Genomic DNA, 14501 nt, shown 5'->3' on the forward strand with positions numbered 1-14501 from the left:
CCCCTCGCTCTTTTTTCCCCGTCTCTGTGCTTTGCGGGGCATAAGTCATAGAGTTGAGGGGGAAGAAGCTATGAGTTAGGATTCTTAACACATTTCAGCATCATAAAAGCCTCATGAAAAGCTACGTAAAAACCTCATGACAGCTCTCATTTAAGCCTCTGCCCCGTCATCATTTATGCCTCAGCCCAGTCTTCATTTATGCCTCAGCCCGGTCTTCATTTATGCCTCAGCTCGGTCTTCATTTAAGCCTGAAAACTGCAGAAAAGCCTCTTATTTTGCTACTGGGAATACGTAATATTCTCTGTCTACATCGTAATCCAGAACCCACTGGTCAATCATCACATTATCGTCTAAAGCCTTGATGGTTACGTTGTGACTGCCGCCAGGCAGCGTAACGTAGAAGCTCTTTAGCGTCTGTCCGCGCCACAGGTCAAACTTCCAGTCCTTAGAGTTGTAAACCTCCTTCAACTGGCAGATTACCGGTTCGCCACGGTCTATGCTCACACTCACCCTCATATTCTTTACAGCGTTGAGGAAGCAAGGAATAACGGCGATGGTGAAACGCGCATCACCGCTCTTGTCGCAGTAGAAATCATAGCTCAGACTGGCTCCCTTCGGCAATTTCACAGCCTTGCTGCTGTGACCTAACAGCGGACGGACGGTAATCTTCTCGGCTCCTTTTACGGCAGCCTGGGCAAGCGGCGATTCGGTAGCCTTGCTCCATTCGTAGGCATTCTTGGCAATGATGTCGCCGGTAACTACAGAGAGCGGCTTGAGATCGTTGCTGCGGTCGAAGGCATCAGCTTTCAGCCGCTTGATGTCAGCAGCAGGCAGTGTGCCCGGAATCTGCGGAGCCTGCATCTCTGTACCGTTGGTAAGGATGAAATTCTTCCATTTGCCGTTTCTGATGCGACTGTAGTAGGCATTGAGCTGCTTCAGTTTGTTGTAAGCATCGATGCTCACAGCAGCTGCAGCCTTCGCCTCATCGTCTTTATTAAACAGTCCCGGACGGGCGATGTGTCTTGCTTCCTGTGCCTCCAGCTCCTTTTCGGCTACGAAGGCAGCTAGGAATATCGGATATTTCACTACCTCGAAGAAACCGTCTTTCTGGTTCTGAGGCAGCATGCGTTCGATGGATTCTGTCTTCGCCTTCAACAGGTCGTAGCGGTAGAGAAAACGCTCCAGTTCGTTGCCGAATTCGCCTGAATGGAACTCAGTATCGCCGTAAGGCATCGCCATATAAGCGGAATGGCGGATGCTGGTAAGGCGGTAATATTCTTCCATCAGAGGCATGATTTTCTTGCCCGTAATGGCGCCAAAGAATGCGTTGAGAGTGTTCTGGATATACGTCTTGCAACCTGCTTTCAGGGCGTTTTTATTCCACGCCAGGTTCATCATCATGGCTAGCTGGAAGGTTGACTGCTTCGGATTGGTAATGTTGGCTATCCAGGCACAGTCTTCGTCGTTGTGAGCGGCAGAGCGGTGCGATTTGCCGTGCTGGGCATTCTTGCTCTCCAGATAATCCTTGCTGTTGAGCATTTCGAGCAGCAGGCCCGGCGAGAGATAGCTCATCTCCATCTGTGCATCCGAGCATACCAGCTTCACATTCTCAATGGTTTTGCGGTGTTTCTTCTTGTGCTTCTTGCCCACGAACTCCGTCACCTTGTAGTTTTCCGCCACGCAGATGTCGAAACTGTCTACCACAGCCTTGTTGTAAGCAGCCTCGTGCCTGCCGTCTACCTGCCACAGCGTATTGGCTCTCAGGCGCAGCATCAATCGGGCGATGCGGCTGTAGTTCTGCGGTTTCATCCACTGGCTGTTGTTCAGGGCAAGTCCTCTGAATTCTATTCTCGGAACCTCGATCCACTGCTGGTCTACGGGTGTATAGAGGCTCTTGCGCTGTGCAGGCTGCAGGTCGTTCCATGCCGCCAGAGGCGAAACGCCAGCCAGCTCAGAGAGTTTCATGATGGCGTAAGCCGTTCCACGGGCATTGCTTCCGATAACGATGAGTTTCCCTTTCCTCGTACCGATGTAGAAAGCATCCTTTGCGGTGATAATAAGATGCAGCGGCGCACCGATTTTTTCTACTGCCGAAAACTCCTTGTTGGTGAGCTGGTCGAGCTGGTAAATCTGTATCGGAGCACCTGATTTTTCTTTCGCATCGAATCCGGTTACGGCTTTCATATCGCCCGCAAACTCCTTGAGGGCAATCTTCACTACCGGCGAAATGATAGAGTTGGTGGTATAAGATACTCTTCCGTAGCCGTCGGTCCAGTAAACGTTGGGTGCTGCGGTCTGAGTTTCCGTCTTCTTCACTTTGGTTTCGGTCAGCGCGTTGGCATTCAGGCTAGAGAAGCAGGCCAGAGCCAAGGCAACGCCTAATATAATCTTTTTATATTTCATTTTTCTTCCGTTTTTGTCTGTTCGGTTGTAGATTCGCTTTTTGCTGAAACTACACATTTCTGCAATTTGCAAAGATACATAAAAGTGTTTAATATCTGAAATTATTTAGTTTTTATTTGCTTATTACATTATTTATTGTTACTTTTGCACCAAATAAATAAAAAGAAATGATGACATTATATCCAAAATTGATTGAAGAGGCGCTTGCTACGGTGATTTATCCAGGCACCAAGAAGAACCTCATAGAGAGCGAGATGCTGGCAGATACGCCTAGCATCAATGGTATGAAGGTGAAGGTGGTTCTTCTCTTTCCTCGTGATACGGATCCTTTCCTCAAGAGTACGGTGAAGGCGGCCGAGGCTGCCATCCATTATCATATTTCGAAAGATGTAGAGGTGGAAATCGTTACTGAGTTCAAGTCGGCTCCTCGTCCTGAGGTGGGAAAGATGCTGCCACAGGTGAAGAACGTCATCGCTGTGAGCTCTGGTAAGGGTGGAGTAGGCAAGAGTACCGTTTCTGCCAATCTCGCCATCGCTCTGGCTAAGTTGGGCTACAAGGTGGGCTTGCTCGATACGGATATCTTCGGTCCTTCCATGCCTAAGATGTTCGGTGTGGAGGAGGAGCGTCCTTATTCTGTTCACAAGGACGGCAGAGACCTCATCGAACCTGTCGAGAAATATGGCGTGAAGCTCCTGAGTATCGGTTTCTTCGTAAGTCCTACTACGGCTACTCTGTGGCGCGGCGGAATGGCTTGTTCTGCCCTGAAGCAGCTGATTGCTGATGCTGACTGGGGTGAGTTGGATTACTTTATCCTCGATACGCCTCCTGGCACAAGTGATATTCATCTTACGCTGCTCCAGACGCTTTCCATTACGGGTGCAGTTATCGTAAGTACGCCTCAGCAGGTGGCGCTTGCCGATGCGAGAAAGGGTATTGACATGTATCAGAATGATAAGGTGAATGTGCCTATCCTCGGACTTATCGAGAATATGGCTTACTTTACGCCTGCCGAGCTGCCTGAGAACAAGTATTATATCTTTGGTAAGGAGGGTTGTAAGAACCTCGCCAAGGAAATGAATGTGCCTCTGCTCGCCCAGATTCCTATCGTTCAGAGCATCTGCGAGGGTGGTGATGATGGTGCGCCTGCTGCTACCAAGGTTGATTCCATTACCGGTCAGGCTTTCCTCAGCCTTGCCCAAAGCGTAGTAACGGTGGTGAACCGCAGAAATGCCGAGAAGGCTCCAACCAAGATTGTTAGTACTCATAAGTAAATGACCTGTTTGGAAAGGTCATATAAAATAAAAAGCTAGGATTGCCCTCAAGCAGTCCTAGCTTTTTTTATCAGAGGAGTTAACAGGTTAACAGTTAACAGCCCATTTTTTATAGTTTATAGTTGAAAGTTTATAATTTATAGGGCTTAGCCGTTAGCAAGATTGCTATAAACTTTTAACTCTAAACTCTTAACAGTCAACTATTTCTTCCGCCTCATCCTCTTCTTCTGCTACTTCGGCAGTAAGGTTTGCCTTGAGTCTTGCCGATCTCAGTTGCTGCCTGAAAACCAGGCAGGTAGCCAGGAAATAGACACCCGTTTGTATCCAGAGTGCTCTGAATTCCGGCAGAATATCTGAAAGCGAAGCACCCATACTGCTGATTCTGAGGAACCCGCGGATGCCGAAAGTGGATGGGAAAACCCACGAAAATCCTTGCCAAAAGCCCGGAATATTGCTCAATGGCCATGAAACTCCCGTCATAAAAAGCAACGGAACGGAGGTAAATACCACCAGAAGCATCACATTTTCACGATATCTTACCAGACACGACAGCATCAGACCGAAGAAAACACACGAAAGAATGTAAGGAAGGAGGAAACCGAGAATGGTGGTCCACGTTACCATACTTACAAAACTGAACAGCTTAGGAATTACCAGCGTAAGATACATTCCCATCACGGCATAAACCATGAAATAAACCAATGCCTTGCCGAAAACAATGCGGAAAATACCGCCATAATGCTCGCTTACCGGTATGAGTTCGCGGTTTCTGTTGAGTTCTCTTGATGTTCCCGCTGCCATTCCTATGCCCAGCAGCATCGTCTGCTGCAGGATAAGAACCAGCACAGCCGGCAGAATGGCATTTCCGTAACCTCCTGTCGTGTTGAATATCGGAACCTCATCAAAGGCAAGCGGCTCGGTGGTAATCTCGTCGTCTCTATCCGTAAATCCTCCAGCCTGTGTTATCTGAATGCCCGAGTTGATGTGGCTGGCTACGGCCTGCGAGGTCTGATAGATCGCCTTATAGGTCAGCATCAGACTCATATCGCAGTAAACTCCCACATGCGCCTGTTCGCCCCGGTTCAGCTTCGTATCGAAGTCGGCAGGGAAGTAAAGGATTCCGTGAACTGCCTGCCTGCGCACCAGTTCCTTCGCCTCATCCAGACTGTTGCAGTAATAGGTAGCCTTGGCATCTGGCGAAGCATCATAATCGCGGATAAACTCGCGAGAACTGTGACTGTGGCTCAGATCCACAATCGCCGTATCCACTTCTCTCACCACCTCGTTGTTGTAAATCCAAGAGTAGAGCAGCGGATATCCCAGCGGCACCAGAATGCAGAAGATGAGCACACCCTCATCGCGGAAAACATTGCGCATTTCCGTCTTCCAGATGTAGCACATATCCCAGATGCCATTGATAATCTTATATAATAAACTACTTTTTAACATTTAATATCTAACATTTAATCTTGAACATTCAACACTCAACATTCAACATTCAACACTCCTACGGCAAGTATTTATATACCAGCATTGCTTTCTTGATGTTCCAGACAGTGAGCATCGGCAGGGCGCAGAACAGCACCATTGCGCCCCAGTGGAGCACAGCATCGCCCATAGGGAAACCATTGAAGATGTTTATCAGGTAAATCATATAATAGTGACGCATCGGGAAAAGCTGGCCGATAGCCTGAATCGGAGAATCCATCGAGAAGAGCGGATAGGTGGCTCCGCAGATGGAGAAACTCACCACGCCCCACAACGAACAGATACTCATCGACATGCGCAATGAAGGCATCAGCCCGAAGGCAAAGATGCCGAAACACTGGCAGGAGAGTACGCTCAGAACGCCTAACAGGATGATAGGCAGCGCGCCGCCCGGATGTGGAAACTGTAATACATAATAGATGTAGAATTCGAACAGCAGGAAGATACTCAGGAAGATGAGCGTCTGTGGCAGCATCTTACCCGCAATGGCGAGATAAGGATTGTTGCCTGCCATCCGCATCCAGTCTCTTGCCCGGTTGAACTTCAGTTCCGTACCTATAGAATAAGGTGTAATCAGGAAGATGAACAGCATGATGAGTCCCGGCACCATTACGCTCGAAAGATAATAGTTGTAGTTGGCGTATGGGTTGCCTATCATGTGCAGATCTACGGCGATAGGCTGCAGGAAGGTCATGATTTCATCATTTGTCTTTCCCAGCGCCGAAAGTTTCGCCATTCCTGCCACCGCACCTCCCAGGGTAGAGATGGTTTTCAGATCGCGGAAGAGCAGGGAGCCGGCTGCCAACGATACGCTGCTGTAATAGAATGAAATCTTAGGCTGCTTCTGGGCCATCAGTCCTGCCTCCGTTCCGTCAGGAATCAGCAGAAAGGCGTAGATTTCGTTCTTCTGGATAGCATGTCTTGCCTCAGCCATGTTCTCGTAATGAGCCACTACCTTGGTAGTCTGGAAGGCATCAAGCTTATGCACCAGCTGGCGCGATGTGGCGGAGTTGTCCTGATCTACTATGCCCACAGGCATGTCGGTAGGCACTCCTCCCTTCATCAGCGTGGTGAAGAAAATCACCACCACGATGGGGAAGATGACCATGCAGAAGAGATAAATGGGATTCTTCCACATGATGCCGCATTCTCTGAGGGCTATATGATATAATTTCTTAAACATAGATGTTATTTAATGATGAGTGACATTCCCGGGCGCAATCCCTCAATCTTTGTGACAGGACGGGCCTTCACCTCGAATGTCTTGCGGTCGTAGTCGCCATTATCCTTGGTTGCCTTCCAGGTAGCGTAAGAGCCCTGGTCTTTCAGGTAGTAAACCTTCATCTTGATGTCCTTGTTGAAGGCAGGAACGTAAGCGGTGAACTCATCGCCCTTGTTCAGACCCTTGAGATGGTCTTCGCGAACATTGAAGGTTCCCCACATATCGCTCATGATAGAGATGCTCATGATAGGAGAGCCGAGGCCTACCAGCTCGCCTACTTTAGGATAGACATTGCTTACCTCGCCCTCGCACTGGGCAATCTGAACGGTCTCTTTCAGAAGATTCTTCACTACATCCACAGCGCTCTTCGAAGCCTGGGTGTTGTTGGCAGCCATACGCTTCTCCTGCTCGCGGGCTCCATTCTTCGCCATATCGTACTGACTTCTGGCAGCAGCCACCTGAGCCTCTGTAGCCTTGTAGGCTGCGTAAGCCTCATCGCGCTTCTGACCGCTGATTACGCCCTCGTTGAAGAGGTTCTGCATGCGGTTGTAGGTCTTTTTGGCGATGGTTGCGGCAGCTTCAGCCTGCTGAACCAGTTGGAAAGCGCCCTGAATCTGCTCCTTGCGTGCACCTGCATCCGTCAGGTCCTTCATAGCCTCGGCTGCAGCGTTGGTAGCCTGGAGCATCTGTTCCTGCGATTTCATTTCCGGCACTTCGAGGATGGCGAGCGTATCGCCCACATGAACGTAATCGCCTTCCTGAACGCGGAGTTCTACCACGCGTCCCGGCAGTTTGCAGGATACTCTGTATTCTGATACTTCTACCTCGCCCTGAATGGTGTCATCCTTCTGTTCCAGGGTGAAGAAACCGATGACGCCTACGAGAATGACTACTGCTGTAAAACCGATTACAGCGAGCAATATGTTGTTATGCTGTGATTTCTTAGACATTTGCTTAATCTGAATTTAAATTTGTTATTATTATTACTGCAGGATACCGAGCGCCTTGTTCAGCCCAACCTGAGTCAGCTTCACGTCGATTTCTGCATCAATCTTCTGGCTCTGTGCTTTCTGCCAGGCAGTCTGTGCAGCCATCACGTCGGTGACCTCCATCACGCCTTCCTTGAAACCGAGGTTGGCGCATCTCAGGTTCTCATCTGCACTGGCGATGTTCTTCATTGCCATGTTGAGCTTCTTCTGGGCTTCCTTTACCTTAAACTGGCTTTGGGTAATCTGCAGATGAATCTTCTCTCTTGTATCATCCAGGTTCATCTGGGCGATATTGCTGGCAGCCTTGGCGGCTCTCACCTTGTAGGCGCCGTCGAACCAGTTCCATACCGGAACATGAACCATCACGCCTACGTTCCAGACACCGGTAAACTTCTTCTGGAAACCATTGAATACGTTCGGGTTCGAAATCATGTAGCCGCCTGTCAGCATGACGTGAGGCAGATTGATGGCGCGAACCATATTGGTAGCTTCTTTGGAGATGTCGAGCGCATTCTGCAGCATGCGGAGTTCCGGACGGGTGTTCAGCGCCGAATCCTGTGCTGCCACTTTCTGCTGCTCGGTGTCAACAGGAGTTCCTGATAAAGCCAGGGTTTCCTTATCTTCATCAGCAAGTGTGATTTCCTGGTTCATCGGAATGCCGCAGAGCTGGCAGAGCAGCATCTTCGACAGCGCGAGTCCGTCTTCTGCCTGGGTAATCTGCATCTCAGCCTCGTTCACTTTCACGTCTACCTTCAGTCCGTCTGCCTTGGTGGCTACTCCCTGCTGAATCATCTTATGAACATCCTCGTTCAGTTTCTTTACGAGGTCGCGGTAACTGATGGCGAGTTTCTGCTTCTGCTTCAGCGAAACGGCGAGCCAGTAAGCCTGGTCTATGCTGTAGAGCGTGCTCTGGGTCTGCTGGTCGAGATCATTCTCTGCAATCTGCTCTCCGATGTCGGCAATCTTGTTGGCTGCAATGATGGCTCCTCCCATATAGATAGGTTGGCGAACCATCACGCTTCCTGCCCAGATATTGCGGGTGTCGGTGCGGAAAGCATCTACCAGTTTCTCTCCCAGCGCATTGCCTTGCTGCTGCAGGGGTCCCAGTTTCTCATTCATCAGTCCGCCTATCTGCTGCGCTATCTCCGGGGTAATCATTCCCTGACTTACAAGTTGGCTCATCAGATTGCTGGCTCCTCCCGATATTCCTCCGGTAACGGTAGAGCCGATATTGCTGAATGTTGATTTCTGACCGTCGTTCAGCAGCGAAATCTCCCTGCTGAACCATTCGTAACCGCCTAAAGCATCTACTTTAGGAAGATATTTGGTACGTGCCGATTTCTTCATGTTGTACGCCACGTCTTTCTTGAGCTTCGAGGCATTGAGCTGCTTGTTGTTGCGCAGCGCCATGGCACGGCAACTGTCAAGGCTCAGCGTTTGTGCCTGAGCCCCGGCAGAAATCAATGCTCCCATCAGCATGATAAGAGTTATATATTTTTTCATCCTTTGTTTATAATATTATATAATATTGGATGCAAAATTATGGAATTATTCTTAAATGACAAAGAAATTTTGTTTATCAAATCTTTAAGAATCAAAAAATATATTGCATTGTGGAAAAATAGAACATACCTTCTGGTTTTCCGTAATCCCTTAATCGTCTGTTTCTTAGAAATTCACCCGTTCTGTCTCGCCCCAGGTAGGGTCTACGGTAATGCCTATTCCACCACCCGTACTGTCGTCTCCGCCACCGAATCCGTCAGCAATGGAAATCTCGGTATAGGCTGCCTTGTTCTGATGGATTTTCAAATCGGCTTTTTCAAAACTCTTTACCACCTTTGCATCGGCATCCAGAAAGCTGATACTCATCTTGATGTTCTTCTCTTCTTCATGTGGGAAGGTGTAGACGGTAAAGTCTCTGCCGCCATCTTTCATGCTGAAATTCTCGGTCTGACGGCTGTTCACGCAGCCGAATCCGGTGGTTGCATCCAGGGTGCTGCTGCCGCCGGTATAATAGAACTTGATGCTCCTGATTTCTTCGGGAATGTTTTCGTCGGTAATATGTAACTTGAAGGCGCCAACTGCTCGCCTCAGGTTGATGTCTGTGGTGGCACCCTCTTCGTTTACGCTCAACCTGCCGTAATAATAAAAGGTGTCGGTAAGTTTGTTGCTTGCAAACTTCACCTTCTCGGGTGCGCTGACAGAGCAGTTTCCCTTTCCGTTATGGGCAATCACCACCAGTCGGTATTCTCCTTCGTCCAGACTTACATAGGCTGTTCCGAAGCCATTGTCTGTTGAAAGCTGGTTCACCGTCTCCAGTTTCTCCTCTCCGTCAAAGATGGCAAGTGTCAGTCTGGAGCACACATCGCCCAGCGCCATCTGCTTGTCGGCAGCTTTGGTCGTCAGCAGACTTGTGCCTTCTATTTTCTGCACATGGATAGTTACATTGGCGTTTGCCTCACGTGATTTTCCGGTTGTTTCGTCAATCGAAAACTTCTCGCATGAAGTAAGCGTCGCTACGAGCATCAGCAACAGGGATGCCAGTAACCGATAGGGCTTCTTACTCATAACCGTTCTTATTTACTAGTTGCTCTATGCGTTATCTCGGAGTTTCCTCGGGCATAAAGATGTGGCAAATATACGTTTTTTCTCTTTTCGATGCAAGTAAAATCTAATAAATCTTTATATTTTTTGTCATTTATCTGTTTTTTCGTAATTTTGCATCGGTTTTTCTGTACTTACAGAGCCGATTTTGCATTATATATAATAAGGTATAGAAGATATTGGTATGGATAAGAAGATAAAAGCATTGTTTTTTGATATTGACGGCACCCTGGTGAGTTTCAAGACCCACAAGATTCCGCAGAGCACGGTAGATGCCTTGGAGCAGGCTAAGAAGAATGGGGTAGAGGTGTATATTTCTACCGGTCGTCCGCAACTCATCATCAACAACCTCGGTCAGATAGAACATCTCATCGACGGTTACATCACCACCAATGGAGCCCGCTGTTTTGTAGGCGATAAGGTGGTGAGCCAGCACGCCATCCTTCCTGAAGATGTAAAGAAGATTATCGAGGCAGCCGACCGTGATGATTATCCGGCAATCGTCGTAGGAGAGCATCATCTCGCTATCCATCATTATACTGACGAGGTTTATGAAATCTTTGCCAAGGGACTGGGAGTGGATTGTGAAATCTTCCTGACCGATGTGAATGAACTGGGAGATGAGCAGGTTCTGCAGGTAACCCCTTTCTGTTCGGTAGAGCAGGAGGCGCTCCTGATGCCTACGCTCCGCAACTGCACCTCGGGCAGATGGCATCCTGCCTTTACGGATATTACGGCAGCCGATGCGGATAAGGGCAAGGGCTTGCATGCAATGGCTGATTATCTGGGTTTGAATATAGATGAAACCATGGCTTTCGGAGATGGCGGCAATGATATTTCCATCGTCCGGGAGGCAGGCACCGGTGTTGCGATGGGCAATGCGGGAGATAATCTCAAGCAGGTAGCCGATTACATTACGACTCATGTGGATGAAGATGGTGTTAAGAATGCGCTCCTTCATTTTGGCGTGATTTAAATTCCCGGCGTTATTGACTTTTTTTTTCATAACTCCCTATATATAATTAAGGTGTAATCCTGATGAAGCCTTTTTGATAGGCGAGTTTCATTTTAATAAAATAATAAAGGCAAACATGTTATTTATTGTAATAAATGGCGTGTTTGCCTTTCTGTTTTTAAAACTTACCTTTTACACCTAGTTTCTTCTCGTTATTTACTTTTTGTTGGAATAAATATCAAAAACGCTTACGAAAAGTAATAAAATATGCGAAAAATATACATAAAGTACCATAAAATTGGTATTTTATATCAAATTGTTTACTAAAAATTTGTTTAATTAGCAAAAAGTATGTATCTTTGCACCCGATATTTGTAAGTTGTTTAATTTTTAAGAGAGAGAATTATGGTAAAAAGATTGACCATGCTCATGGGGGGCTTATTCTTTCAACAGGAATAGCCCTCGCTCAAACTACTGTTACAGGTAAGGTTGTTTCTCAGGAAGACGGTGAACCGGTTATTGGTGCATCAGTTAGAATTGTAGGAACTAAGACTGGAACGGCGACTGATGTCGATGGTAATTTTACGCTTCCTAATGCCAGCAAGGATGCTGTCTTGGAAATCAGTTACCTCGGCATGCAGACTAAAACAATGAAAGCATCTGCTAAGATGAAGATCATTTTGGCTTCTGATGCAAGAAATCTTGACGAGGTAGTTGTTACTGCCTTGGGTATGAAACGTTCAGAGAAAACTTTGGGTTATGCTGCCAGTACAGCCAACGCTTCTGAGTTGACTGTTGCTAAGTCTGGTTCCCTGATGAGTGGTCTTCAGGGTAAGATGGCTGGTGTGCAGATTTCTGGTGGTGGTGTTACAGGTACCTCTCAGAAAGTCGTAATTCGTGGTATTTCTTCTGTTTCTAGCAACAACCCATTGTATATTGTTGATGGTGTGCCTATCAACAATGACCGTTTGGGTGATAACTCTGTTGACTTTGGTAGTGGCGCAGGCGACATCAACCCAGAGGATATTGAATCGGTAACTGTATTGAAGGGTGCTTCTGCTACTGCTCTTTATGGTTCTCGTGCAGCCAATGGTGTTATCATGATTACTACAAAGAAACCACAGGGTGACAAGAAGGCTTCTATCACTTACGATGGTTCTTTGACATTTACTGATGTGCTCCGTGTGCCAATGACTCAGAATCTCTTTGGTCAAGGTTGGGGTTCCTGGTCTAATGAGGAGAACGGTTCTTGGGGACCTCGTCTCGATGGTCGTGAGCATTGGTATGGTTCTACCGGTCTTTCTAACGGCGAGACTTTAACCAAGCCTTTTTCTTATGTTAAGAACAATATCCGTGACTTCTATCAGGTAGGTAAGGAATGGAACAACAACGTATCTCTCCGCTATGGTGATGAGAAAGTAGGTATTGTTGCATCTTACGGTAATGTAAGTTCTAATGGTATTACTCCTAATGATGGTGATACATATCATCGTAATACCTTCTCACTCCGTGGTTACGCCAATATCGACAGATTCCATCTGGACATGTCCCTGAACTATGTTCGCAAGGATATGCGCCGTTCTCGTGATATGTATATGGAGTTGCTTCAGGGTGCTTCTGATGTTCGTTTCACAGATATGAAGGATTACAACCTTGAGCGAAACAATGTAGATAACTACTATACATTGTATGCTACCAACCCATATTATATGGTAGATAACTACTATTCTACTTACCAGGACGACCGTATTTATGGTAAGCTGGAGTTGTCATACGATATTACCAAGGATATCAAAGTAATTGGCCGTTTCGGTGGTGATTATACCAATTATAAGACCGAGCGCATCGAACCACGTATTCTTTATACCGAGGGTTCTTATCAGGCAACTGGTAATGGTACAACTGTAGGTAACCAGGGTTACTATTCTAAGTATCGTTCTCAGCGCGGACAGATTGACGCCAGCCTCTTGCTGACCGGCAATCATACTTTCGGTGATTTCTCGTTAGGTGCAACCTTTGGTTGGAACTTGAACCAGAGAAACTATGATAATGTAGGTGGTTATAATGAGCAGTTGGATATTCCAGGTTGGAATTCCTTGAGTAATACATCTTCCTATTCGATTACTGATACAGACTCATGGAATAGAAGATTGTTGGGTCTCTTGGGACAGGTTGAATTGGGTTATAAGGATTGGGCTTTCCTGAACCTTTCTGCCCGTAACGACTGGTCTTCTACTCTTCCTATGGGTGATAACAGCTTCTTCTATGGCGGTGCCAATGTGTCTGTGCTTCTGAATCAGGCTATTCCTGCTTTGAAGAATGTCAAGCAAATCGACTTGTTGAAGGTTCGTGCAGCTATAGGTCAGACAGGTAATGATGCTGATGTATATATGACTAATTCATATTGTCGTCCATTCCAGTCTTATTATACATATTTGCCAATTTCCGGTGTTTCTGGTTTGACAGAGTATAACCGTTTGCCAAATAAGTCATTGAAGCCTGAGATTACAACTGAGTATGAGCTTGGTTTGAGCGGTACATTCTTTGGCAACCGTTTGAGCTTCGATGTGGCTTACTATGATCGTACAACCAAAAATCAGATTATCTCTGCTACTTTGGCTCCTGAGACAGGCTATACTTCTAACACCCGTAATGTAGGTAAACTTCAGAACAAGGGTATTGAGGCGATGGTTAATTTTACTCCTATCCGTACTAAGGATTGGGAGTGGAGTGTAGGTGCTACATACGCTAAGAACTGGAGTAAGGTGAAGGAACTTTGGGATGGTCTTGATGAATATACCATTCCTGTAGGTACTACAAGTACTGGTTTGTATTCTTCTATGCGTGGTGTATCTTACGTATTGAAGGTTGGTGAGCCTATCGGTATCTTCAAGTTGCCAGCAACACAGAAGGTAACAGATAAAAACAGTCCATATTATGGTTATAGAATCGTAAATGGTAATGGTTTCTTGCAGTCTAGTACTACAGATTATGATTATCTCGGTTCTTCTCAGCCAGATTTCGTAATGGGCTTCACCACACATCTGAAGTGGAAGAACTTGAGTCTTGCTGCAACGGGCGACTGGCATAAGGGTGGATTGATGTATTCTGAGACATCTTATATTACTCACTTCAATGGTAACTCTACAGAGACCGTATTCAATGAGCGTGATGCTTTTGTTTATCCCCATTCTGTAAAGATTGTTGGTGGAGAGTATGTTGAGAATAATATTCCTGTAACTTCCAATTATATGAATTATGTTCAGGGTAACTATAGCTACAACCCGGAGGTGCGTCGTGATTTCGTTGTAAGCCGTTCTTACTTCAAACTCCGTGAGTTGGCTTTGACATACGATTTCCCTAAGACAATCACAAGTGCATTGAAGATGCAGAAGTTGTCTTTGAGTCTCGTTGGCCACAACTTGTTGCTCATCACTCCAAAGCATCAGAATTATATCGACCCTGAGTCTTCTAACTTTGGTAATGATATCAGTTCTGAGTTTGGTGAGACTATGGGTTCTGTGTCAACTCGCAACTATGGTATTAACTTGAAGGTTGTATTTTAATTA

At 46.7% G+C, this 14501-nt stretch carries 9 protein-coding genes; 3 read left to right on the top strand and 6 right to left on the bottom strand.

Annotated elements, in window-relative coordinates; genetic code table 11:
* Window positions 1–270: 270 nt before the first annotated feature.
* Complete coding sequence (locus KUA46_RS15610; RefSeq protein ID WP_218486990.1) at window positions 271–2403, bottom strand: glycosyl hydrolase 115 family protein; 2133 nt, start codon at window positions 2401–2403, stop codon at window positions 271–273.
* A 170-nt stretch (window positions 2404–2573) separates the two neighbouring features.
* On the opposite strand from KUA46_RS15610, the gene KUA46_RS15615 reads away from it, so the two are divergent.
* The gene (locus KUA46_RS15615) at window positions 2574–3674 is read left to right on the top strand and encodes an Mrp/NBP35 family ATP-binding protein (RefSeq protein WP_022120906.1); all 1101 of its coding nucleotides are present in this window, start codon (window positions 2574–2576) and stop codon (window positions 3672–3674) included.
* Window positions 3675–3863: 189 nt separating this feature from the next.
* On the opposite strand, the gene KUA46_RS15620 is transcribed toward KUA46_RS15615, so the two are convergent.
* The 5 genes from KUA46_RS15620 to KUA46_RS15640 all read right to left on the bottom strand — a co-directional run bounded on the left by KUA46_RS15620 (window position 3864) and on the right by KUA46_RS15640 (window position 9941).
* Window positions 3864–5123: an ABC transporter permease gene (locus tag KUA46_RS15620; protein WP_218486989.1), complete on the bottom strand. Its 1260-nt coding sequence runs from the start codon at window positions 5121–5123 to the stop codon at window positions 3864–3866.
* A gap of 58 nt (window positions 5124–5181) precedes the next feature.
* Window positions 5182–6345, bottom strand: a complete 1164-nt coding sequence (locus KUA46_RS15625; protein ID WP_218486988.1) for an ABC transporter permease — start codon at window positions 6343–6345, stop codon at window positions 5182–5184.
* 5 nt (window positions 6346–6350) lie between these two features.
* Entirely contained in the window at window positions 6351–7334 is a 984-nt protein-coding gene (locus KUA46_RS15630; protein ID WP_217746367.1) for an HlyD family secretion protein, read from the bottom strand.
* Between the two features lie 33 nt (window positions 7335–7367).
* Window positions 7368–8876 (bottom strand): TolC family protein, encoded by a 1509-nt coding sequence (locus KUA46_RS15635; protein ID WP_218486987.1) that lies wholly within the window; start codon window positions 8874–8876, stop codon window positions 7368–7370.
* A gap of 165 nt (window positions 8877–9041) precedes the next feature.
* Complete coding sequence (locus tag KUA46_RS15640) at window positions 9042–9941, bottom strand: FimB/Mfa2 family fimbrial subunit (RefSeq protein ID WP_218486986.1); 900 nt, start codon at window positions 9939–9941, stop codon at window positions 9042–9044.
* Window positions 9942–10161: 220 nt separating this feature from the next.
* On the opposite strand from KUA46_RS15640, the gene KUA46_RS15645 reads away from it, so the two are divergent.
* Both KUA46_RS15645 and KUA46_RS15650 read left to right on the top strand, forming a co-directional pair.
* Window positions 10162–10953, top strand: a complete 792-nt coding sequence (locus KUA46_RS15645; RefSeq protein ID WP_153079363.1) for a Cof-type HAD-IIB family hydrolase — start codon at window positions 10162–10164, stop codon at window positions 10951–10953.
* A 338-nt stretch (window positions 10954–11291) separates the two neighbouring features.
* Window positions 11292–14498 carry a SusC/RagA family TonB-linked outer membrane protein gene (locus KUA46_RS15650; RefSeq protein ID WP_256625028.1) on the top strand — a complete coding sequence of 1069 codons (3207 nt, stop codon included), beginning with the start codon at window positions 11292–11294 and terminating at the stop codon, window positions 14496–14498.
* Window positions 14499–14501 lie beyond the last annotated feature (3 nt).

This window comes from Segatella copri, from assembly GCF_019249765.2.
GTDB lineage: Bacteria > Bacteroidota > Bacteroidia > Bacteroidales > Bacteroidaceae > Prevotella > Prevotella copri_K.